Here is a 24,477-nt window from a genome sequence, read left to right as displayed (position 1 = left end):
TTCAGCAAAAGCCGTGCCGATGAAATGAACTATGGGTATGTGCAGAAAAAGTGAGCACATACCCATAAAACAGTGCAGGACAAAAAACTCTTTATTGTGCGAAATGATTTTTTATGTCTAATTTCGTCAAAAATGTCCTAACGTTCGTTAGCTTTCCAAAGATACAGGAGAACCAAGTCGTCGTGATAACTCCCGTGCGGTTTCTATAACTTTATTGGTGATACCCAGCATCTGCTCGTAGCTGTCGAGGTCAGTCAACGTAGAAACACTGAGTGCAGCACAGACTTTCCCTGCATTGTCGCGTACCGGAGCCGACACGCAACGAACCATCTTCCAGTTCTCTTCGTCATCCGTCGCCCAGCCGCGTTTCCGAACCTCCTGCAGACCTGACTTCACCTCTTCCGCATTAACTCTGGTGTTGGGGGTGAGCTTGACCAGGTCAACACCTTTCAGGATCCGGTCAATCTCTTTTTCTGTCTTCCAGGCGAGGAGCACTTTACCCATGGCAGTAGAGTGGACACCTACCCGTTTTCCGGCCCAGGTATCGATGGAAATGGAACCGTGAACGTTCTCTTTTAACAGGTAGATTACTTCGGTACCATCGAGGATACCAAGATGGACAGTCCGCTCGGTATCATTTGAGAGCATTTTCACCAAAGGTCTGGCCTCTGTGGTCATATCCACATGAGCCGCCGCCTTGGCACCGAGTTCTATCAGTCTGAGTCCCAGGGTATACCTGGCGCTTTCTCCAACCTCCCTGATAAAACCCAGCGATTCGAGAGTGCTGATAGTCTTGTATGTGCTGCTCTTGGGATGTCCAAGGGTAGTGTGAATTTCTGTGAACGAGGCTTCCCCTTTCTGTAGGAGAAACTCTAGAATTTCATTGGCTTTGATGAGTGCCGAAACGGCATATACTTTTTTTGGCATGGTGTGAAACAATACTGTTAAAAAACAGCCGAATCCAGTCGGCTGAGAAAGAGTTGGCTATCCGGGGCTACGCACCCAGTGAAATTACAACCCCTATTTCGGGCAGACCACATATATACAGTGCTCCACATTGGAGTTTCAGTCAAGAAACCCCCCAGGAAAATGATCAATATTCCGTCATATGTCAACAAAAACCCGACCCCAACGCGACGAAAATCGTCGCGCTGGACAACCTTTAGTATCTTTTCAGGGCTTTGCTACGTGACAGGCCGTAAGACTCTCCCCGACCTGACGAGGCATCGGCACCTCTTTAGGGCAGATATCGATCATTTTCGGACAACGTGGGTGAAAGGTACAGCCACTCGGTGGGTTCATCGGCGAAGGCAACTCACCAGTCAGTACGATACGCTTCTTCTCTTTAAACGGGTCGGCAACCGGGGTCGCTGAAAGGAGGGCTTCGGTGTACGGATGCTTTGGATTGTTAAAAATGGTTTCCCTGTTACCGGACTCGACCGGAACACCGAGATACATCACCATCACCTCATCGGCGATATGGTGTACAACCGAGAGATCATGGCTGATAAAGAGATAGGCCAGGTTCATCCGTTCCTGCAGCTCAGCCAGCAGATTAAGGATCTGGGCCTGAATAGAGACATCCAGCGCTGAGACGGGCTCATCGAGAACCAAAATTTCCGGTTCAAGCATAAGCGCTCTGGCAACCGCGATACGCTGTCGCTGACCACCGGAAAACATGTGTGGATAACGATCATAGTGCTCAGGGCGCAATCCCACAAGATCAAGCATCTCCCGAGCCAATCGTTCCCTTTCAACCTTCGGTGTGTCGGTATTGACCAGCAGCGGTTCTTCCAGGGCATGACCGATCTTCTGACGTGGATTCAACGAGCCATACGGATCCTGGAAAACGATCTGCACCTTGGCGTGATACTTCCGGCGCTCGGCAGCGCTTAAAGACGCGAGATCGACACCATCAATTTTCATGACACCTGAGGTCGGCTCCTCGATAAGGGTCACCAGCCTGGCCAATGTAGATTTACCACAGCCGGACTCACCAACCACGGCAAGGGTCTTACCACGCTCCAGGTTAAAGGAGGCACCATCAAGGGCTTTCACAACCGCAGGGGCCTTAAAGGCGCCCCGCCGAACCTCATAGTGCTTTTTCAGATTTTCCGCTTCAAGAACTATATTGCCATTCATGCCGCACCCTCCCCTTTCTCAGGATGTCCTGTGGGTCTACCACCAACCAGTGGATAATGGCACAAGGCCCTTCCAAGCTCCATTGACGACTCTTTTGGGGCGGTTGTCCTGCACAGCTCCGTCGCGTAGGAACAACGGGGAGAAAAAAGGCAACCAGCAGGCCGGTCAAACTGGCCCGGCACAACGCCCGGGATGGATGGCAGTATCTTGGCATTGCTCCTCTCAGGCAATGAAGCCAGAAGCGCTGCGGCATAGGGATGGTGCGGATCACTAAAGAGACCTTTCACATCCTGCTTCTCAACCTGCTGACCAGCGTACTGCACCACGACACGATCCGCTGTTTCAGCAACAACACCCATATCATGGGTGATAAGAATGAGCGCCATATCCTTCTCTTTCTGCAATTTTAAAAGCAGATCGAGAATCTGGGCCTGAATGGTCACATCGAGTGCGGTAGTCGGCTCGTCGGCAATGAGCAGGCGGGGGTTACAGCTGATCGCCATGGCGATCATCACCCTCTGGCTCATACCACCAGACAGCTGATGTGGGAAGGCGTTGAGGCGACGCTTCGGTTCTGGAATACCAACCAGTTCCAGCAACTCGATAGCACGCTCCCGGCACTGCTTACGATCCATTCCCTTGTGTACCTTGAGCGATTCCGTAAGCTGAAAGCCCACGGTAAAGCAGGGGTTAAGGCTGGTCATGGGCTCCTGGAAGATCATGGTCATCTCGGAACCGATAATAGCACGACGCTCCTTGCGGCCCAGGGTAAGCATATCCCTGCCGTCAAAACAGAGCCTGTCTGCCGTGACGGTGGCGGTCCAGGGCAGAAGCCCCATCAGCGCCAGCATCGCGACCGATTTGCCCGACCCGGACTCGCCTACCACTGAAACGACGTCACCGGGATTGACATTTAAAGTTACACCGTCAACCGCCTTGAACTGCCCGCCGGCAGTCAGGAAGGAGACGGATAAATTTTCTATTTCAAGTAATGACATCTCTTCTATGACCGTTTGAGTTTCGGATCGAGTGCATCTCTAAGACCATCACCCATGAGGTTGATAGCAAGCACCGTCAACAGAATGGCTAGTCCCGGAAAGGTGACAACCCACCATGCCCGCAAAATAAATTCCCTCGCCTCCGCCAGCATGGTGCCCCACTCCGGAGTCGGAGGCTGAGCACCCATTCCAAGAAAGCCGAGTGCTGCGGCATCAAGGATCGCGGTGGAAAAGGAAAGCGCAGCCTGAACGATAAGTGGTGCCATGCAGTTGGGCAGGATAGTCACGAACATCAGGCGCATTCTGCTGACACCTATCACTCGTGCGGCAGTCACATAGTCTTTGGTCATACAGCCTATCACCGCAGCACGGGTCAGACGCACGTAATGTGGTTGCTGCACGATGGCGATCGCTATCATGGCATTAATGAGGCTTGGCCCGAGCAGCGCCACCAGAACCAGCGCAAGCAAAAGGCTTGGAAAGGCCAGCACGATGTCCATGATGCGCATGATGAAGGTATCGACCCTGCCCCGGAAAAATCCGGCGCACAGACCGAGAACTATACCGGCGAAGAGCGATACGGAAACAACAACGCAGCCAATAAAAAGAGAGAATCTCGAACCGTAAATAAGTCGTGACAACAGGTCACGGCCAACCGCATCGGTGCCCAGCGGGAAACGCAGGCTTCCGCCATCCAGCCAGAAAGGTGGCTGCAGGAAGGCGTCACGATACTGCTGATTAGGTGCATGGGGAGCGACAAAATCGGCAAAAATGGCGATCAGCACAATACAGACAAAAAAGATCAGCCCGATTACCGCACCACGATTCTCGCTAAAATATGACCAAAACTCCTTCAAAAGGGCCATACGGCCCCCCTGGCGGGTATCGATCACTGTGTCCTGAAGTGAAGAAGCATCTGACATAATTAATCTGTGTGTCGAATTTGTGGATTGATCAGGCCGTAGAGTATGTCTACTATCAGGTTGACCGTCATAACAATGGCCGCAATCATAAGCAGACCACCCTGTACTGATGGGTAGTCCCTTCTGAAAATAGAATCAACCATCCATTTGCCGATACCGGGCCATGAGAAGATAGTCTCGGTGAGAATCGCACCGGCAAAGAGTACGCCAACCTGTAGACCGATTACAGTAATTACCGGGATCATCGCGTTTCTAAGCGCATGCAGACCAATGACCCGACCAGGTCCAAGTCCTTTCGCTCTGGCTGTTCTCACATAATCCTCACCCAGGACCTCCAGCATGGCTGACCGGGTCTGACGGGCAATCACTGCCATCGGGATTGTGGCCAGAACAACAGAGGGTAGAATCAGATGTGAGATAGCGGACGCAAATGCACCTTTCTGGCCGGAGAGCAGACTGTCAATCAACATCAGCCCGGTCACCGGTTCAAAATAGTACATCAGCGAAATTCTACCGGAAACAGGAGTCCACCCGAGAATACCTGAGAAGAAAATTATAAGCAGCAGACCCCACCAGAAGATCGGCATTGAATACCCGGTGAGGGCGCCCGCCATCACCGTGTGGTCAAACACCGACCCTCGCCGGGTCGCGGCTAGCATTCCCGCTGGCAAACCAATAAAGACCGCGATGATAATCGCACACAGGGAAAGTTCCATCGTCGCCGGGAAAAGCGTAAAAAACTCCTCCGCAACCGGCTTCTTGGTAATAATCGAATTACCGAGGTCACCCTGTGCAAGATCACCAACATAGGAGAGATACTGTTCCCAGATGGGGCGATCGAATCCGAACTGTTTCATCATCTGGGCATGCCGTTCTTCAGACATGCCGCGCTCGCCCGCCATCAGCATAACGGGGTCGCCCGGCAGCATACGGATAAAGACAAACGCCACCAGAGTAACCCCGAAAAAAGTAGGCAGTATTACGCCCAGTTTCCTTAATAGAAATGTAAACATCAGAAATTACTTCTTATGATTATTCAGGATATCAGCCCATTGATTTGGGTCGGATACCGTTTAAGGTACCCGACCCAGATGTGACTGGACTATTTCAGATCAACACCGTAGAAGATGTGACCCCCAAAAGGATCGATCTTGTAGTTCTGAACCTCTGTACGGATCGGCTCATACACTACTGAGTGAGCGATGGTAGCCCAAGGAGCCTGCTCCTTGAATACAACCTGCGCCTCTTCATAGAGTTTGGTACGCTCGGCAGGGTCGGAAACAACCTTCGCCTTCTGGATCAGGTCCTCGAAAGGCTGGTGACACCACTGGGCACGGTTTGCGCTTCCAACACCATCACAACCGAGGAGAACTGCCAGGAAGTTGTCTGGATCTCCATTATCACCGGTCCAGCCCAACAGTACTGCACCATCACGATCCATATCCTTGGAGCGCTTGAGGTACTCACCCCACTCGTAGGAAACGATCTCTGCGTTTACACCAACCTTGGCCCAGTCAGCCTGAATGATCTCTGCCATACGGCGGGCATTCGGGTTGTATGGACGCTGTACAGGCATTGCCCAGATCTTGGTATCAATGCTGGTGATACCGGCATCAGCAAGCATCGTTTTAGCAGCCTCTGGATCATAACTGTCATCCTGAACCGCGTCGTTGTACGACCAGATGGTCGGCGGAATCGGGTTCTTGGCTATTTTACCAGCACCCTGGAATACCGCGTCGAGGATAGCCTGCTTATTGATAGCCTTGTTCAGCGCCTTACGGACAACCGGGTTATCAAAAGGAGCCATCTGGGAGTTGTACGCAAGATAACCCACGTTCAGTCCCTCTTTCTCCATCAGGTTGATGTCCTTATCTTCAGCCATCGCCTTCAGATCTGCAGGATTCGGGTAAGGCATTACATGACACTCGCCGGCTTTCAGCTTCTGGTACCGTACGGATGCGTCAGGAGTAATGGCAAATACCAGGTTATCGATAGCTGCTTTGCCCGCCCAGTAGTCAGGATTGGCCTTGTAACGGATAACAGCGTCTTTCTGGTACGCAACCAGCTGGAAAGGACCGGTTCCTACTGGATTCTGGTCAATAGCTTCCGGGATACCTGCAGCCACCAGATTATCGGCATATTCTGCGGAGAAGATTGAGGCGAAATCCATAGCCAGGTTGGCCATCATCGGAGCTTCAGGCTTGTTGAGAACAAACTTGACGGTATAGTCATCAACTTTTTCGATAGACTTGATGATATCAGGCATGGACATACTCTCAAAATACTCGTAAGAGCCACCTGATATTTTATGGAATGGATGTTCTTTGTCAAGCTGACGCATGAAACTGAAAACAACGTCATCGGCATTGAAATCACGGGTCGGGGTGAAATCCTTGGTAGTATGGAACTTTACGCCTTTTCTCAGATTGAAGGTGTAAACCAGACCATCTTCAGAAACCTCCCAGCTCTCTGCCAGGCCGGGAACAATCTTGGTCTCTCCACGCTCGAACTCCACCAGCTTGTTGAAAATCTGGCGGGAAGTGGCGTCAAAGGTGGTTCCTGCGGTATACAAGGACGGGTTCCAACCCTCTGGACTACCTTCAGAGCAGTATACCAGTGTCTTTGCCTGGGCACCGAGTGCTCCCATGGTCAACAATGATACACCACAAAAAGCGGCCAACAAATTTGACTTTTTCATGTTCTTTCTCTCCTCTTTGTGTTGTTTCTTACAGATGACTTCGCGATATGTGACATATTCATCATGTAACATGTTCAAACCGCGACAGTTTTTCGACCATACTTTCGCGGTTTAAGCATTCAATACAGGGGGAAAATACGGATTCCGCAACAAAATCCTTATAATTCCCAAAGGATGAAATTAGTCCAATTCCAAAATCTTTGCAAAACATTCCAGCTGAGCACAGGAAAAAGCACCTCGATAGCACTCCATCGGAAGCCCAGGCCAAATTCTTCAGGAGCAATGCATCGACATGTAAAAGCATTTGATTTTCAACGATTACACAACACGAGTCCTCGGCTTTTCCGACAAAATGCTCACCGCAGTTGCCCTGCAAGAGATACGCATGGACTTCGAAGCCTTTAGGCCACGGTCCATGCGACCTCGTCATCTCAACTATTTAGGTGTGATCATGGGTTTCGATGGCTTACTACCAAAACTTCGAACCTGACACTACCTGAGCCGATGAGAAGTACGGGTTAGGATTCCTTTCGCTCCTGTGGCAGGATCAGATTGAGAAGAAGACCCAGAATCGCTGCAAGACCAATCTTTTCAATGGCAAAATTCCCTGCAGTGAACTTCATACCACCAATACCGCAGACCAGAATAACAGCAACGATGATCAGGTTGCGCGGGGTAGTCAGATCTTTGCCGGATCTAACCAAAGTGTTGATACCGACCACGGTGATCATACCGAACAACAGAATCATGATACCGCCCATAACCGGCACAGGAATGGTCGCCAGAAGCGCACCGACCTTGCCGACCAATGAGAGAAGGATAGCACAGATCGCAGCCCAAGTCATAATCGCAGGATTATAAGCCTTGGTCAGCGCAACGGCCCCACTCACCTCAGAATAGGTGGTATTTGGCGGCCCACCGAGCAGTGAAGCAACAGAAGTTGCAATACCGTCGCCGAGCATAGTGTTCTCGATCCCAGGATCCTTGACATAGTCCTTGCCGGTAATGGAACCCACCGCCAGTACGTCACCGAAATGCTCAATAGCCGGGGCAATGGCAACCGGAACAATAAAGAGGATAGCCGCCCAGCTCCACTCAGGAAAAACAAAGGAAGGCATTGCGAACCATGCCTTATCGCCGACAGGCGCCATGGAGATAAGCGCAGGTGCGGTATAATTTGCCAGATCACCAGGCGCAAACGATGCCTGAACACTGGCTGTAAAGCCGGTCACATCAAGGGCCAGGGAAGTTACATACCCTGCTATGATACCGCAGAGAATAGGAATAAGCTTAATCCAGCCACGGCCAAGCAGGGAGACCAGTGCGGTCACGGTCAGAGAAACACCGGCAACAATCGCAGCAGTTTTCCCCGGCACCAGCCAGGCAGAACCATCTCCGGTAAGGCCCATGGCCATATTCACTGCAACGGGGGCCAGCACCAGACCGATAACCATGATGATGGGACCGGTAACGATGGGAGGCAGCAGCCTGTGCAGCATTTGTGAACCAAAAATGCGAATGAGGAAACTCAAAATCACATAGAAAACACCAGCGGCAGCCAGGCCACACATGGTTGCCGGAATGCCCCAGGTCTGCACGCCGTAAATAATCGGTGCGATAAAAGCAAAAGATGAAGCCAGGAATACCGGAACCTTACCTTTAGTGATTACCTGAAAGATAAGTGTACCCAAACCGGCGGTAAAAAGTGCGACGTTCGGATCCAGACCGGTCAGAATCGGAACCAGCACCAATGCGCCGAATGCAACAAACAACATCTGGGCACCTAGCAGACTGTCACCAAGCCTGAACTGGTACTCTGTATTCGGTGTTTCTACAGACATAAATTTCCCTCCCATTATTACGTATTTCAAATTTCTTACAACACCCCTGTTTACCTGACAGGGGGGATTTTCCGTTGGTTCGCATATCCCATGAACAGCATGACGATGAAACACTATTCATGAAAAAACCGGGTTCCCTCCGGAACAACCGGCAAAAAAAAAGTCATTACAGAAACTGTAATGACTTTTTTGGCTATTTAGTGCCGAAGATCTTATCTCCGGCATCACCTAGGCCTGGTAGTATGTATCCGACATCGTTGAGCTTGTCGTCAACCGCCGCAACATATATGTCTACATCTGGATGAGCAGAGGTTATCTTGGCGATCCCCTCCGGGGCCGCCACCAGGAAAAGCCCTTTGATCTTTTTACAACCAGACTTTTTCAGGGTATCGATGGTTGCAAGCAGGGTTCCACCGGTGGCCAGCATCGGATCAAGAATAAGCGCGGTACGTTCTTCCATGCGTGATGCAGTCTTCACATAGTACTCAACCGGCATCAGGGTCTCTTCATTACGGTAGTAACCGACAACACTGACCTTGGCGGACGGGATAAGGTCAATCACACCATTCATCATGCCGAGACCTGCACGCAGGATAGGTACAATGGTGATCTTCTTTCCCTTGATCTCATCAACCTCGACTGGTCCGGCCCAGCCCTGAATGGTCTTCTTCTGGGTCTCCATATCTTTGGAGGCCTCATAGGTGAGAAGTCGAGCCACCTCTGAGGAAAGATCACGGAAATCCTTGGTAGATATGTCATGCTGGCGCATCAAACCAAGCTTATGTTTGATGAGCGGATGATCCGGTACATGAACGGCCATAATAGTCTCCTGATTTTTGCTTTAATGATTGCGGTGATGACCTGAGACATCCACAGCATTTACCGGCTAAAAACAGCTCCCGCCGGCAACACATATATAAACTCGCTGATTCGGTCACCTACCTGAATCTTTTCTCAAGCTTTCTCCGGTAATGACTGGTCATCACATAAATGACTTATCTGAAAAAAGCAAGTGTTTTCATTAGGAATCGCAACCCAACCTCACTCAAGAGGCTTTGGTTTTCCCAGGCGGGTGAGCGGCAGAAGCTCGACCGCAACGATTCCTGAAAGAATAAGTGCTGCACCGGACATCTGAAACAGGGAAAGTCTCTCACCGAGAAAAAAAGCTCCGGCAATCGCGGCAAAGACCGTCTCCGAACTAAGAATAATGGCGGCATCAGCCGCCGGGGTGTAGCGTTGACCTACAACCTGCAGGGTAAAAGCCATGCCAACGGAGAAAATCCCCACATAACCGATACCGAACAGAGCACTGGTAAAATCTGCAAGAGCAGGCTGTTCAACAATGAATCCCACTCCCAGTCCGACGAAACCACAGACAAAAAACTGGGTAGTCGCCACCACCAGTGGTGCCCTGGTTCTTGAAACAATATAGCCGACGAGCAGTACATGGCTGGCCCAGAAAAGAGTACTCGTCAATACCCAGTAATCTCCCATCTGCAGCTCTGCATACCTGCCGCCATTTAATATATAGGTACCGATAACGCATCCGATGGAGGCGGGCCATACTGACCAATGCACTTTTTTCCTGAGCAGCAGCAGGCCGATCACCGGCACCATGGGCACGTAGATAGCTGTAAGAAATCCGGCGTTGGTGACGGTGGTATGAAGAATCCCATACTGCTGCAGGGCCGCGGCCAGATAGAGCACCATGCCTGTTACCGCCAGGATCAGCCAGTCCCCCTTTACGAAAGTTCTCTCTGTGTTATGAACCCGCCTGAACTGTAGTAGCGCAAAAGGAAGGACAACGAGCGCTCCCACCATAAAGCGGGCGCCAGTAAAAGATATGGTGCCGAGGCTGCCAGTACCAACCTGCTGGGCGACAAAGGCACTACCCCAAATCATCGCAGCAAGGAGAAGTAATAAATTGGCTTGAATACGGTTCATACCCACCTCGGGAAAAAGTATGTCTGGGAAATTGTCAACTGTGGTCCCTGAAAAAATCGCAAGGCAGTATACAGGCTAAAGCGGAATTTACAAGTATGGCTGTAAAAAAGGCGTCGAATTCCAGTTTAACCGACATAAACCTTTCGACTTAGCCCTTCTCTTGCAACGCGACCACTCACTTTAACACCTTCCCGGTTTCATTCGAAATTCAATTTGACATTGCCTGGTAATTACACAATAATGGCCGCTATTAACTCATTTGACAGAAACCAGCTTAGGTAGACGAATGGAATATCTCTCCACCCGGCAAAATGAAATTTTGGCCATCGCTCGAGAACACGGCCGCGTAGACGTCGAAGAACTGTCTCGCTCCTTTGGCGTTTCTCCCCAGACCATCCGTAAAGACCTGAACGAGCTCTGCGAAAAGCAGCTGCTCCAACGCGTACATGGCGGGGCAATCGTCGGCTCAGGGATAGAAAACGTCAGCTACGAGGCTCGACGCCTGCTGGCACCCTCCAGCAAAAAGGCGATCGGTGCCAAAGCTGCACAGATTATTCCTGACAACAGCTCCATGCTGATAAACATCGGCACGACTACCGAACAGGTCGCCCACGCTCTCAAGGACCATCATGGCCTGCTGGTTATCACCAACAATGTCAATGCTGTCCATATCATGAAAAATTTCATGGGCATTGAACTCATTATCGCAGGGGGCCTGGTCCGGCGCTCCGATGGTGGTATTGTCGGGGTCGCTGCCGTCGACTTCATCAACCAGTTCAAGGTCGACTATGCAGTCATAGGTGTTTCTGCCATTGACGAGGACGGCTCTCTTCTTGATTATGATTTCAGGGAGGTACGTGTCGCCCAGGCTATTATCGCCAATGCCCGGCATGTGATCCTGGTTGCAGATAAAATGAAACTCGGGCGAAACGCTCCGGTTCGTATAGGGCACATCTCACAAATCAACACTATAGTAATGGACGGGGAACTCCCAGATAAACTATGTTCCATTTGCAGAGACCATGGAGTTGAAGTCATTGTGGTCACCCCATAGGATGAGAACGAGGAGTTGCATGTATCTTTACACAGAACGTTTCGACTAAAATTAAAGTGAAATTTTATCTCACTGTTTCTTCGCTCCATCCCCCAAAAGTCTGTTTAGTCGAAAACGGGTGCAAAGCCAACTTTCGCAAGGGTAGTTAACACTCTCGAAAGACTCTTCCTAACCTCACCTTTGTTGCCTGCCCACGGGATTTAAAAAAACCGTCACATTTTCGCTTGAATAGATATTTTATTTCGATTAAGTAACATTTAAATCAAATATCGAAAGTATTTATAGCTAAAGACGAAACCAGGTTTCTGCACTTTGGGACTGATGCGTTGAGAGAAGCACCATGAATAGCCCGGTATATGATATCTTCGTCATCGGCGGTGGAATTAATGGATGTGGGATTGCGAGGGATGCCGCAGGCCGAGGCCTGTCCGTTTATCTCTGCGAACAGCACGATCTTGCCCACGGCACCTCGTCTACTTCAACCAAACTTATTCACGGTGGCCTGCGCTACCTTGAGTACTATGAATTCCGACTGGTTAGAGAGTCTTTGACCGAACGCGAAGTTCTCCTGAAAAATAGTCCGCATATCATCTGGCCACTCCGTTTTATCCTGCCACACCATAAGGGATTACGCCCTTCCTGGCTGATACGTCTCGGTTTGTTTCTTTATGATCATATAGGCGGTCGAAAAATCCTGCCTGCCACATCCACAGTCAACCTGACAAAGGATGAGACCGGCATCCCGCTCAAGGGTGACTACCATAAGGGGTTCGAGTACTCCGACTGCTGGGTTGATGACAGCAGGCTGGTTGTGTTGAACGCCATGGATGCCGCCGAACGAGGCGCTGTGGTGGAAACCCGCAGCCGCTGTATCCATGCAAATCGTGAAAACGACCTCTGGAACATTACTCTTGAAAACAATGAGACAAAAGAGCAACACAAGATCCAGGCAAAGTGCCTTATCAATGCCAGCGGACCCTGGATGGACACAACACTTGCCGGCATCGAGTACAAGCACGGCACGGAACACATCCGGATGGTCAAGGGCAGCCATATTATAGTTGATAAACTCTTTGACCACTCAAAAGCCTATATTTTTCAAAATAGCGATGGTCGTATTATTTTCGCCATCCCCTATGAAAACAACCGCTACACCCTGATCGGAACCACGGATGTCGACTTTCAGGGCGATCCCGACCTCGTCGAAATCAGCGCTGAAGAAACAGAGTATCTCTGCTCTGCGGCAAATGAGTATTTCACCAAAAACATCAGTCCCCAGGAAGTGGTCAGCAGCTATTCAGGAATCCGCCCTCTTTTCGATGACGGCACCAGCGATGCCAAGGCAATCACTCGCGACTACGTGCTGAAACTCGATGAAGAAAACGGCAGAACCCCTTTGCTTTCCATTTACGGTGGAAAAATTACTACCTATCGTAAACTGGCGGAATCAGTTTTGGAAAAGCTGGAAGAATATTTCCCACAGATGGGTGCCCCCTGGACCGCTGGAGCCAGTCTGCCCGGAGGAGACTTCCCCCATTCAGGCTTTGAGGACGAAGTGAACTCACTGCGAGCATGCTGCCCCGTTCTCGATGCTGAACATGCCAGAAGACTTGTGCGTCATTACGGCACCAGAGCAAAAACCATGGTTGCCGGCATAACCTCCAGAGAAGAGATGGGTGAATGTTTCGGCTCCAACCTCTACCCGTTTGAGGTGCAATACCTGATGGAGCACGAGTGGGCCAAAAGTGCTGACGATGTTCTCTGGCGGCGAACCAGACTTGGTCTGGAGTTCAGTGACGAACAAAAAGCGAAACTCGAAAACTGGATGAAAGAGTTTAAACGATAAGAACCGGTAAAACAGGCGTCCCGGCAGGGGACCCTTTATAAAGAAAATAAAGTGCGGCTAGTCAGGAATACGACTAAGATATCAATAAACTACAACCATAAAAGGCGAAACAATGCAGCTCGAGTTACAAAATGTCTGCAAAAAGGTCGGCAAGGAACATCACATCCGTGACGTCTCCCTGACCTTGGAAGCCGGGACACTCAACATCCTGCTTGGCCCCACGTTATCAGGGAAGACTACCCTGATGCGGCTGATGGCCGGTCTCGAACAGCCCACCTCCGGTCAGGTACTGGTCGATGGCAAGGATGTAACCGGTGTGCCGGTGCAGAAACGCAACGTGGCAATGGTGTACCAGCAGTTCATCAACTATCCGAACCTGACGGTATATGAAAACATCGCATCACCGCTGCGCATTGCCAAGACTCCCAAAGCCATCATTCAACAAAAAGTAATGGAGATGGCGGAATTGCTCAAGCTGACAGAAATGCTGCAGAGAACTCCCCAGGAACTCTCCGGCGGCCAGCAGCAGCGCACAGCTCTTGCCAGGGCATTGGTAAAAGGTGCCGACCTGGTGCTGCTCGATGAACCGCTGGCCAACCTTGACTACAAACTCAGGGAAGAACTGCGCGAGGAGTTTCCACGAATCTTTGCCGCCACCGGAGCGATTTTCGTCTACGCCACCACAGAGCCCAGCGAGGCGCTGCTACTCGGTGGCAACAGCGCTCCCCTCCATGAGGGCCGGGTAACCCAGTTTGGAGAAACGCTCAAGGTCTTCAAACGGCCTGATAACCTCATAACAGCCCAAATTTTCTCAGATCCACCCCTGAACCTGCTGCCAATGGTCAAAAGTAATGATGACCTGAAGTTCAACGGGCATATCAAGGTATCACTTGATTCCTGCGGCAGTGAGCTGGCCAATTTGGGTAACGGCAATTACACCGTCGCTTTCCGACCGAACCATGTCACCCTGCAAAGACAGTCTGAAAATGATATCGCTGTTCAAACCCGGGTCGCTGTAACTGAAATTACCGGTTCAGAGAGCTTTGTTCATGTTGATTTGGCTGGCCTGCGCTGGGTAGTTCTTGCCCAGGGTATCCACAACATCGACATCGACACCAATATCGAGGTCTATCTTGATCCAGCAAGGTTTTATGTCTTCGACAGCAGTGATCGCCTCGTTGTAACCCCAGAGTCAATTGCAATGGCATAGAGGAGATCACACCATGGCACATATCACCTTAAAGGAGATTGCACACTCCTACACCGGAGAATCCGATAACCCGGATGATTTCGCGCTCAAACGGCTGGACCTCACCTGGCGTGACGGCGGTGCATACGCCCTACTCGGCCCTTCAGGTTGCGGCAAGACCACCCTTTTAAATATTATTTCCGGGCTGTTAAAACCAACCCGCGGCCAGATCCTGTTCAACGATGCGGATGTCACCTCGCTCCCCACTGAACAGCGTAATATCGCCCAGATTTTCCAGTTCCCGGTAATCTACGACACCATGACAGTGTATGAGAACCTGGCATTCCCCTTAAAAAACCGGGGTCGTACTAAAAAAGAGATCAAACCGCGGGTTATCGAACTGGCCCGAATGCTTGGGCTCGAGGAGAGCCTCTATACCAAGGCACAACATCTTACCGCAGATGCCAAGCAGAAAATCTCCCTCGGCCGGGGCCTCATCCGTCAGAGCGTCAATGCCATCCTGTTCGATGAGCCGCTGACTGTTATCGACCCACAGCTCAAGTGGGAACTCCGTTCCCAGCTCAAGCACCTGCACAAACAGTTCGGCTTTACCATGATCTACGTCACCCACGACCAGACCGAGGCCCTGACCTTTGCCGACGAAGTTGTGGTGATGTACGAAGGTGAAATCGTTCAGGTGGGTACTCCCAAGGATCTGTTTGAGCGCCCGGAACACACCTTTGTCGGCTACTTTATCGGCTCCCCCGGCATGAACCTGCTGGAGTGCAAACTCGAGGGCGACAAAGCCCGTATCAACGGCCATCAGATTCAACTCGGTTCATCCTATGCCACACCTGCTTCAGCCAATGTCAAACTGGGTGTCAGGCCGGAACATCTCACCATCGTGCCACCAGACCAGGAGGGCTTGCCGGTGAAAATTCTGAAAGTGGATGATATCGGACGCCACAAGATCGTCAGAGTGGCACTGGGCGAAAGCGAAATGAACGTGGTCATGCCCGAACTTGCCGCCATGACTGCTGATACAGCCTCGCTCATCATCAACCCTGAAAATATCAACATTTACGTTGATGAACATCGTGTGACAGGAGAAGTGCAGTGATTGAGAAACAGGTAAATCAAAAGGCATGGTTTATGGTTCTGCCGGTTTTCCTGCTGGTAGCTTTCAGTGCCATCATACCGCTGATGACAGTGGTCAACTATTCGGTGCAGGATACTTTCGGCAATAACCAATTCTTCTGGGTCGGTCTCGACTGGTTCAAGGAAATAATTCACTCCGATCGTTTCCATTCTTCCTTTATGCGCCAGCTGCTCTTTTCCGGCATCATTCTGGCGATCGAGATTCCGCTCGGCATCTGCATTGCTCTCGCCATGCCCAAGAAAGGCTGGGGAGTGCCGGTCTGCCTGGTCACCATGGCCCTGCCGCTGCTCATTCCCTGGAACGTGGTAGGCACCATCTGGCAGATTTTCGGTCGTGTTGATATCGGTCTGCTCGGTCACACCCTTGCCGCTCTCGGTATCGACTATAACTACACCCAGGACCCGCTTGCTGCATGGATCACTGTAATAGTAATGGATGTCTGGCACTGGACCAGCCTGGTGGTACTGCTCTGCTACGCAGGCCTCTGCTCCATTCCTGACGCCTACTACCAGGCAGCGAAGATCGATAGCGCCTCACGCTGGTCGGTCTTCCGCTACATCCAGCTCCCTAAAATGCAGCGTGTCTTGCTGATCGCGGTGCTGCTGCGCTTTATGGACTCGTTTATGATCTACACCGAACCCTTTGTCATCACAGGCGGAGGACCCGGTAACTCGACCACCTTCCTCTCCATCGATCTGGTGAAGATGGCTATCGGTCAGTTCGACCTCGGTCCGGCCGCGGCGATGTCACTTATTTACTTCCTCGTTATCCTGCTTCTCTCATGGGTTTTCTACACAGTGATGAGCAATATCGGCGAAGAGAGCAAGGGAGGTGCATAAGATGCGTAAAAGACGCTTAAAATGGATAGTTCCAACTGTATATATCATTTTTTTACTGCTGCCGATTTACTGGCTTATAAACATGAGCCTGAAGACCAATACCGAAATTCTTTCAGTGTTCAGTCTCTGGCCCAAAGACCTCACCCTTGACAACTACCGGGTCATTTTCAACGATCCCAGCTGGTACTCCGGCTATATCAATTCCATGATCTACGTTTCCATCAACGTGGTCATCTCGGTCAGTTTCGCGTTGCCTGCCGCCTACGCCTTCTCCCGCTACAGTTTCGTGGGTGACAAGCACCTTTTTTTCTGGTTGCTGACCAACAGAATGGCACCGCCCGCCGTTTTCGCGCTGCCGTTCTTCCAGCTCTATTCGTCCGTAGGCCTCTTCGATACCCACCTTGCAGTAGCGTTGGCCCACTGTCTGTTCAACCTGCCGCTCGCTGTCTGGATTCTCGAAGGTTTCATGTCAGGCGTGCCCAAGGAAGTCGATGAAACAGCCTTTATCGACGGCTATTCCTGGCCCCGCTTTTTCGTCAAGATATTCATCCCGAATATTGCCTCCGGCATCGGTGTTACCGCCTTCTTCTGCTTCATGTTTTCCTGGGTTGAGCTGCTCCTGGCACGAACTCTCACCTCGGTAAACGCCAAGCCAATTTCGGCCATCATGACCAGAACAGTTTCCGCCTCAGGTCTCGACTGGGGAGTACTGGCAGCGGCTGGTGTTCTAACCATCGTACCCGGTGCGCTGGTTATCTGGTTTGTCCGCAACCACATTGCCAAGGGCTTTGCTCTTGGACGAGTTTAAGAAGGAGGCATCGCCATGGATCTTAGCTGGATGGCCTGGACCAAACCCACGGCAATATTCTTTATCATTATAGCGTGCTTTCTGGTCACGCTCACCGTCTGGGAATTGCTCGTGCCCGGCGGAGCCCCGCGCAAAGGGCTTTTGCGCTTTGAAACCACCCGCGGCGACAGGCTTTTCATTTCGCTGCTTGGGTCAGCTTACATCAACATACTCTGGCTGGCGTTTACCAGCCTGAGTCTATGGTGGGCATTGGCAATCGCAGTAGTTTTTGCGCTGTTTGTCTTTACCTTTGTCTAATTTTTTGCTGTATCGCTTTGAGTTGTAATCACTTTCAATCCTGCAACCGTCGTAATTAAGCACGCTGGCTGCAGGTTGGAGATAGCTGTTTTTGTTCTGCCGTTTCGAATAGACACGGCAGCTTACTCGCAAAACAACTGAGGAGAAAAGAAATGATCAAAAAGCTTGCGACAGCAGCAGCGGTATTGGCTCTCATGGCAGGGCCCGCTTCAGCCGACATGGATTCGGCTAAAAAGTGGGTCGAGGGTGAATTCCAGCCATCTACTCTTTCGCAAGAAGAGCAGATGAGTGAGATGGAATGGTTCATCAAGGCAGCTGAACCATTCAAGGGTATGGAAATTAACGTTGTTTCCGAAACTATCACCACCCATGAGTACGAATCTAAAACTCTGGCCAAGGCATTTACCGAGATCACCGGTATCAAGGTAACCCATGACCTGATCGGTGAGGGTGATGTTATTGAGAAACTGCAGACCCAGATGCAGTCAGGCAAAAACATTTACGATGCCTTTATCAACGACTCCGACCTGATCGGTACCCACTTCCGCTACCAGCAGGTTGTGCCACTCACCGACTGGATGGAAGGTGAAGGCAAGGACGTAACAAACCCGGGACTTGATCTCGATGACTTCATCGGCATATCATTCACCACCGGTCCTGATGGCAAACTTTACCAGATTCCTGATCAGCAGTTCGCGAACCTCTACTGGTTCCGCTACGACTGGTTCAAGCGTCCTGATCTGCAGAAAAAGTTCAAAGATATTTACGGATACGACCTCGGTGTACCTGTAAACTGGTCCGCTTACGCCGATATCGCCGAATTCTTCTCTGAAAAAGTTAAAGAGATCGACGGACAGCGCGTTTACGGCCACATGGATTACGGTAAAAAAGATCCTTCACTCGGCTGGCGTTTTACCGATGCATGGCTCTCCATGGCCGGCGCCGGTGACGCAGGGATTCCCAACGGTCTGCCTGTTGACGAATGGGGCATCCGCGTAGAAGGTTGTTCCCCTGTCGGTTCTTCTGTTGAGCGTGGCGGTGCCACCAACGGCCCCGCAGCAGTATATGCTCTCACTAAGTACATTGACTGGCTGAAGAAATACGCGCCACCTGAAGCAGCAGGCATGACCTTCTCCGAGGCTGGTCCCGTTCCGGCCCAGGGCGCTATCGCTCAGCAGATCTTCTGGTATACCGCCTTCACCGCCGATATGGCCAAGCCCGGCACCCCGGTTGTTGACGAAAACGACAATCCTAAATGGCGTATGGCTCCGTCCCCACATGGCCCATACTGGACCGAGGGCATGAAACTCGGTTATCAGGATGCTGGTTCCTGGACCCTGATGAAGTCTACCCCGGTTGATCGCCGTAAAGCTGCATGGCTCTACTCGCAGTTCGTAATCTCTAAAACCGTAAGTCTCAAGAAGACCCATGTTGGTCTTACCCCGATTCGTGAATCCGATATCTGGGATGAGTCTTTCACCGAGCGTGCTCCAAAGCTTGGTGGTCTGGTAGAATTCTACCGCAGTCCTGCGCGCGTTCAATGGACTCCGACCGGTACCAACGTACCTGACTATCCGAAACTGGCCCAACTCTGGTGGCAGAACGTAGCCGATGCAGTAACCGGCGACAAGACCCCACAGGAGGCTATGGATTCTCTGGCCGCGCAGCAGGATAAAGTGATGATGCGTCTGGAGCGTGCCGGTATCCAGGGCGAATGCGGTCCGAAGCTGAACGAGAAAAAAGATCCTTCTTTCTGGCTTAATCAGCCAGGCTCTCCAAAGCCAAAGCTGGATAACGAGAAGCCGCAGGGCATGACCATCGATTACGATGAGCTCGTAAAAAGCTGGCAGGCAGCGAAGAAATAGTCAAAAGCTGACAGCTGTGCCATACTCTGGCCGGATGCAGACTGATTGACCTCACAACAGGCTGGAGACTTGACAATCTCCAGCCTGTTTTTTTATCTAGAGAAGACGCAAGTCGCTTAACCTCTATCTCAGCAGATTATTACTACGTTTTTGTGTAGCCTGTCGGAGTCGAGCCATCAGGCCACTTTGTCTCAGAAGAAGGAATCATCAGGAAAACGGGGAAAGCCGCTTGCCTTGACAGTACCTGAATGATTTTCGATGAATAAATGAACGGATGAGCAGCAAGGGCTTTGTCCCGTAAGCTTATAAGCCACATTATTATTCCCATGTTCTTTTAGTAAATTATTAGCCCGGCCTCAATCGCACAACCGATCCTGATCAAGGAGAAGACCATGACCAAGTACATCCTGGCAATTGACCAGGGAACGACATCCAGCAGAGCAATTATCTTTAATGAGAATTTTGATATTGTTTCTGTGGCCCAGCAGGAGTTTAAACAGTATTTCCCCAAATCTGGTTGGGTGGAACACGCTCCTGAAGATCTCTGGAACTCAACCCTCGCCACCTGCCGGCAGGCACTCTCAGAAGCTGGCCTGAACGCTGAGCAGATTGCCGCAATCGGCATCACCAATCAGCGTGAAACCACCCTGATCTGGGATCGTGAAACAGGCGAACCCATTCACAAAGCCATCGTCTGGCAGGACCGCCGCACAGCAGACTACTGCAACACCCTCTCCCAGGGCGGCCACAATCCGATGATTACCGCCAAGACAGGCCTTTTGCTCGACGCCTATTTCTCCGGCACTAAAATCAGCTGGCTGCTGGACAATGTCGAAGGAGCCAGGGAAAAGGCAGAGGCTGGCAAACTCGCCTTCGGCACTGTCGACACCTTCCTGCTGTGGAGACTCACGGGTGGTAAAGTCCATGCCACTGACGCCACCAACGCCTCGCGCACCATGGTATACAATATCCATGAAAACCGCTGGGATGACGATTTGCTCGAGTTGCTCAACATCCCCGCCTCCCTGCTGCCGGAAGTTAAAGATTCTTCAGACAATTTTGGTGAAACCGATGTGAACCTGTTCGGTGCGGCGATACCCATTCGCGGTATCGCAGGTGACCAGCAGGCTGCCCTGGTCGGCCAGGCATGTTTTGAACCTGGTATGATCAAATCAACCTATGGCACAGGTAGCTTCATTGTTCTGAACACAGGTGATATTGCAGTTCAATCAAAAAATCGCCTGCTCACCACTATCGGCTACCGGTTGAATGGCAAAACCACCTACGCCCTTGAAGGCTCGATTTTTGTCGCCGGCGCGGCCGTGCAATGGATGCGAGATGCCATGGGCCTTATCGAAGCGGCCAACGAAACAGGTAAACTCGCCCGCAAGGCTGATATCAATCAGGATGTCTATCTGGTCCCTGCGTTTACCGGCCTTGGAGCCCCGCATTGGGATCCTGAAGCCCGGGGTGCTATTTTCGGTATCACCCGCGCTACCGGCCCTGCAGAGCTCTCTCGCGCTGCTCTTGAGTCTGTCTGCTACCAGACCCGCGACCTGCTTGAAGCAATGGCCGGCGACTGTGCAGATTTAGGAGACACTATAATGCGTGTTGATGGCGGCATGGTGGCCTCAAACTGGACCATGCAGTTTCTGGCTGACATCCTTGATGCACCAGTAGACAGACCTGCAATTCTTGAGACAACAGCGGTTGGCGCAGCCTACCTTGCCGGCCTCCACGAAGGCATATTCCCCCCCCCTGAAGAGTTCGCTGAGAGATGGAAACGCCAGTGCCGTTTTGCCCCGGCTCTGGATGATGAAATCAGGGCCAGAAAATACAAAGGCTGGAAGGATGCTGTACGCAGGACGTTGACCTAGGGGTTGTTAAGGAAGCATGAGGACTTGCCCCTCCCCGGAAACCAGGGTTCACAAAAAAAGAGAAACTGCCAGGATTGTGCTAATCCATTGATTATACACACTACCTGGCAGCTTCCCGTGACAAAAGACTTCAAATCTTCCCTCGCTCACTTCCCGAAAGACCGGAATCAAACAGTCAACAGACCCCATTCTGCCATTACCGCCACTGCCTTTTATCCAGAATGTACCAACACGGCAATAACCCGCATTTACCTCCTGATTTTTATTACAATCCAATAGATTCTGCCAACCATCTCGCCCTTCCGAACATTCTAACTTTCAGACGCGACCAGCTTCCAACTGCAACCAAAACGATTGAAAGTCATATATACTTGTTTTTATTATGGTTTATAATGCATCACTGCATTCCTGCAACGGGCCACGCAATGAACCAATCTACTAAGCTGATTCAGTTCTTCAGTTGCCAAACGACGCCAACATCAGATCTTTTAATGCCTTATCAGGATCTTAGGATCAAAGGCAAACGGTTAACACCATGCCTTCGACCCAACCAACCTTACTCGCCCAACCACGGCGTGGTATTTTTTTTTACCCCTGGTCTTCATTTAATACCTTTTGATATTTTTTGACTTTACTACAAGCTGTTAGCCACAGAGTCCTGACAAAATATACTCTTATCCTTGATTTATCTAGCTTTCAGCCTATTTATTTCTACTTGACAAGCTTTATACGGATAGAATAATGTTCCTCCGAATGTTGATTATGCATTACTACCCACCCGTTAGGTATTTGTGGTCAGACCAGGAAACCGTGGTTCCGGATGAGAAACCAGACTCTTCGACAACCTTCCTGAAACCAGGTCTACAAATCACCAGACGTGTACTGCACGATCAGTTTTGCAATGCATCGTTTGCCAGAGCGATAAGTTGCCACGAAGTTGTTTTTCGGAGGAACTGAAAGCGCAGCTCAGCCTGCCTGAAGGAACAATATCGGAAACCAGCAACTCAAACGGTCAGTGGTTCCTGTTGATCAAAAGCTTTACCATGGTCCCCCGCCTGGGAATGCTATTGATTACCTAGCGCCACAAATGAGTAATTGATTTTGACGATGTTTGTGCAGACCTTTCAGGATAGTCAGGCTGTCTGTATCGAAATCAGTGGAAGAAACACCACTAATTTTGCGGAACAATCATTTTTCTTAGAATGAGGAAGTTATGTCAACATCCATTTTGGCCCTTCTGGCTGCGATGCCTATTTTCGTTGCCGCTATACTCCTTGTAGGTCTTAACTGGCCGGCAAGACGCGCAATGCCTATTTGTTTTCTCGTTGCTTCAGCTATCGGACTCTTTGTCTGGGATATGGGAATGAACCGTGTCCTCGCCTCTACCATCCAGGGCGCAATCATTACGGTATCGGTTCTCTGGATTATTTTCGGCGCTATCATGCTGCTGAACACCCTCCAGAATTCCGGAGCAATCACCTCAATTCGCGCAGGCTTTACCGACATCAGCCCTGACCGTCGTATCCAGGCTATCATCATTGCATGGCTGTTCGGTTGTTTCATTGAGGGCGCGTCTGGTTTTGGTACTCCTGCTGCTATCGCCGCACCGCTGCTGGTTGCCATCGGCTTCCCTGCACTGGGCGCGGTCATGATCGGTATGATGATCCAGTCCACCCCGGTTTCTTTCGGTGCTGTTGGTACCCCGATTGTAATCGGTGTCAAAAATGGTCTCGACTTTACCGGAATCAGCGCAGATCTTACCGCTGCCGGTTCCAGCTGGGATGCATTCTACATGCTCATTACCTCTGAAGTAGCCATCATCCATGCCATCATCGGCACCCTGATGCCGCTGTTCATGGTAGTTATGCTTTGCCGCTTCTTCGGTAAAAACAAGAGCTGGTCTGAAGGACTTTCCGTTGCTCCATTTGCAATTTTTGCAGGTCTTGCTTTCACCATTCCATACGCACTTACCGGTATATTCCTTGGACCTGAATTCCCATCCCTGATCGGTGCTCTGGTTGGTATGGCTATCGTGGTGCCTGCTGCCAAGGCCGGTTTCCTCATGCCTAAGACCACCTGGGATTTCCCAGAACAGAGCGAATGGCCAAAAGGCTGGTTCGGCACCATCACTCCGAAAGCACCTTCAGCTGATGAGAGAAAAATCTCCCTGCCAATGGCATGGGCCCCATACCTGCTCGTTGCTGCAATCCTGGTTCTCACCCGTGTATCCCCAGAGCTGAAAGGCTTTACCACCAGCCTTTCCTTCGGCATGAAGAATATTCTTGGTGAGGCTGGTGTAAGTGCTGCAATTCAGCCACTTTACCTGCCAGGTGGAATCATGCTCTTCGTATGTTTCCTTACCATGTTCCTGCATAGAATGAAGCCTGCCCAGTTGGTAAGCGCTGCTGCTGACGCTGGTAAGACCCTGGTTTCTGCCGGTTTTGTTCTGATGTTCACCATCCCGATGGTACGTATCCTGATCAACTCTGGCGTAAACGGTGCAGAACTCGCATCCATGCCAGTTGCCATGGCTACCTTCGTAGCTGATGCATTCGGTTCCATCTACCCGATGTTCGCTTCCAGTGTTGGTGCACTTGGTGCCTTTATCGCTGGCTCCAATACCGTTTCCAACATGATGCTCAGCCAGTTCCAGTTTGAAGTAGCTGAGGCACTGACCATCTCCGGCGGCCTGATGGTTGCACTTCAAGCTGTTGGTGCTGCTGCGGGTAACATGATCGCAATCCACAACGTAGTTGCCGCTTCTGCGACTGTTGGTCTTCTTGGCCAGGAAGGTAAAACCCTGCGTATGACCATCATCCCGACCCTCTACTACGTATTTGTAGCAGGCGCCATCGGCATGGTCGCCATCTATATGCTCGGTATCACCGACCCACTTGTGGGCTAATAGCCAAGCGACGGTCATTTTAAAGATGGATTAACATCTATTCCCCCCCCGGTTGAACCTTTTTCATCCGGGGGTTTAATGCAATCAAGGGG

The 24,477-nt window shown here is 50.9% G+C and carries 19 protein-coding genes; 10 read left to right on the top strand and 9 right to left on the bottom strand.

Going from position 1 to position 24,477, the window contains the following annotated elements; all coding sequences use genetic code 11:
• Positions 1-147 precede the first annotated feature (147 nt).
• From ACN5NT_RS18230 to ACN5NT_RS18190, 9 genes are all read right to left on the bottom strand, one after another.
• Positions 148-927: an IclR family transcriptional regulator gene (locus ACN5NT_RS18230; protein WP_419176379.1), complete on the bottom strand. Its 780-nt coding sequence runs from the start codon at positions 925-927 to the stop codon at positions 148-150.
• 246 nt (positions 928-1,173) lie between these two features.
• Positions 1,174-2,142 (bottom strand): ABC transporter ATP-binding protein, encoded by a 969-nt coding sequence (locus ACN5NT_RS18225; RefSeq protein WP_419176378.1) that lies wholly within the window; start codon positions 2,140-2,142, stop codon positions 1,174-1,176.
• Entirely contained in the window at positions 2,139-3,140 is a 1,002-nt protein-coding gene (locus ACN5NT_RS18220; protein WP_419176377.1) for an ABC transporter ATP-binding protein, read from the bottom strand. Before ACN5NT_RS18220 ends, ACN5NT_RS18225 begins: the two co-directional genes overlap by 4 nt.
• Before the next feature lie 5 nt (positions 3,141-3,145).
• The gene (locus ACN5NT_RS18215; RefSeq protein WP_136799169.1) at positions 3,146-4,063 is read right to left on the bottom strand and encodes an ABC transporter permease subunit; all 918 of its coding nucleotides are present in this window, start codon (positions 4,061-4,063) and stop codon (positions 3,146-3,148) included.
• A gap of 2 nt (positions 4,064-4,065) precedes the next feature.
• Positions 4,066-5,076, bottom strand: coding sequence for an ABC transporter permease subunit (locus ACN5NT_RS18210; protein WP_136799168.1), 1,011 nt, complete (start codon positions 5,074-5,076; stop codon positions 4,066-4,068).
• A gap of 89 nt (positions 5,077-5,165) precedes the next feature.
• On the bottom strand, positions 5,166-6,761 hold the full coding sequence (locus ACN5NT_RS18205) for an ABC transporter substrate-binding protein (protein WP_419176376.1): 1,596 nt from the start codon (positions 6,759-6,761) through the stop codon (positions 5,166-5,168).
• A gap of 518 nt (positions 6,762-7,279) precedes the next feature.
• Positions 7,280-8,602 carry a uracil-xanthine permease family protein gene (locus tag ACN5NT_RS18200; RefSeq protein ID WP_136799166.1) on the bottom strand — a complete coding sequence of 441 codons (1,323 nt, stop codon included), beginning with the start codon at positions 8,600-8,602 and terminating at the stop codon, positions 7,280-7,282.
• 193 nt (positions 8,603-8,795) lie between these two features.
• Positions 8,796-9,422 carry a uracil phosphoribosyltransferase gene (upp, locus tag ACN5NT_RS18195; RefSeq protein ID WP_136799165.1) on the bottom strand — a complete coding sequence of 209 codons (627 nt, stop codon included), beginning with the start codon at positions 9,420-9,422 and terminating at the stop codon, positions 8,796-8,798.
• Between the two features lie 221 nt (positions 9,423-9,643).
• A complete protein-coding gene (locus tag ACN5NT_RS18190; RefSeq protein ID WP_136799164.1) occupies positions 9,644-10,546 on the bottom strand; it encodes a DMT family transporter in 903 nt (300 codons plus the stop codon).
• Positions 10,547-10,832: 286 nt separating this feature from the next.
• On the opposite strand from ACN5NT_RS18190, the gene ACN5NT_RS18185 reads away from it, so the two are divergent.
• From ACN5NT_RS18185 to ACN5NT_RS18140, 10 genes are all read left to right on the top strand, one after another.
• Positions 10,833-11,600, top strand: a complete 768-nt coding sequence (locus ACN5NT_RS18185) for a DeoR/GlpR family DNA-binding transcription regulator (RefSeq protein ID WP_136799163.1) — start codon at positions 10,833-10,835, stop codon at positions 11,598-11,600.
• 340 nt (positions 11,601-11,940) lie between these two features.
• A complete protein-coding gene (gene glpD / locus ACN5NT_RS18180; protein ID WP_419176375.1) occupies positions 11,941-13,446 on the top strand; it encodes a glycerol-3-phosphate dehydrogenase in 1,506 nt (501 codons plus the stop codon).
• Between the two features lie 112 nt (positions 13,447-13,558).
• On the top strand, positions 13,559-14,656 hold the full coding sequence (locus tag ACN5NT_RS18175; protein WP_136799161.1) for an ABC transporter ATP-binding protein: 1,098 nt from the start codon (positions 13,559-13,561) through the stop codon (positions 14,654-14,656).
• Between the two features lie 13 nt (positions 14,657-14,669).
• Positions 14,670-15,755 (top strand): ABC transporter ATP-binding protein, encoded by a 1,086-nt coding sequence (locus ACN5NT_RS18170; protein WP_136799160.1) that lies wholly within the window; start codon positions 14,670-14,672, stop codon positions 15,753-15,755.
• Positions 15,755-16,633 carry a carbohydrate ABC transporter permease gene (locus ACN5NT_RS18165; protein ID WP_136799182.1) on the top strand — a complete coding sequence of 293 codons (879 nt, stop codon included), beginning with the start codon at positions 15,755-15,757 and terminating at the stop codon, positions 16,631-16,633. The genes ACN5NT_RS18170 and ACN5NT_RS18165 overlap by 1 nt, the downstream gene beginning before the upstream one ends.
• 1 nt (position 16,634) lies before the next feature.
• Positions 16,635-17,441: a carbohydrate ABC transporter permease gene (locus tag ACN5NT_RS18160; protein WP_136799159.1), complete on the top strand. Its 807-nt coding sequence runs from the start codon at positions 16,635-16,637 to the stop codon at positions 17,439-17,441.
• A 15-nt stretch (positions 17,442-17,456) separates the two neighbouring features.
• Complete coding sequence (locus ACN5NT_RS18155; RefSeq protein WP_136799158.1) at positions 17,457-17,738, top strand: DUF2160 domain-containing protein; 282 nt, start codon at positions 17,457-17,459, stop codon at positions 17,736-17,738.
• Positions 17,739-17,890: 152 nt separating this feature from the next.
• Complete coding sequence (locus ACN5NT_RS18150; protein ID WP_419176374.1) at positions 17,891-19,603, top strand: ABC transporter substrate-binding protein; 1,713 nt, start codon at positions 17,891-17,893, stop codon at positions 19,601-19,603.
• A gap of 392 nt (positions 19,604-19,995) precedes the next feature.
• Positions 19,996-21,480, top strand: coding sequence for a glycerol kinase GlpK (gene glpK / locus ACN5NT_RS18145; protein ID WP_419176373.1), 1,485 nt, complete (start codon positions 19,996-19,998; stop codon positions 21,478-21,480).
• A 1,213-nt stretch (positions 21,481-22,693) separates the two neighbouring features.
• Complete coding sequence (locus ACN5NT_RS18140; protein ID WP_419176372.1) at positions 22,694-24,385, top strand: L-lactate permease; 1,692 nt, start codon at positions 22,694-22,696, stop codon at positions 24,383-24,385.
• The last annotated feature ends 92 nt before the right edge of the window (positions 24,386-24,477 follow it).

This window comes from Desulfosediminicola sp. (assembly GCF_048381775.1).
Taxonomy (GTDB): domain Bacteria; phylum Desulfobacterota; class Desulfobulbia; order Desulfobulbales; family Desulfocapsaceae; genus Desulfopila; species Desulfopila ganghwensis.
This window is presented reverse-complemented; position numbering and strand designations above follow the sequence as displayed.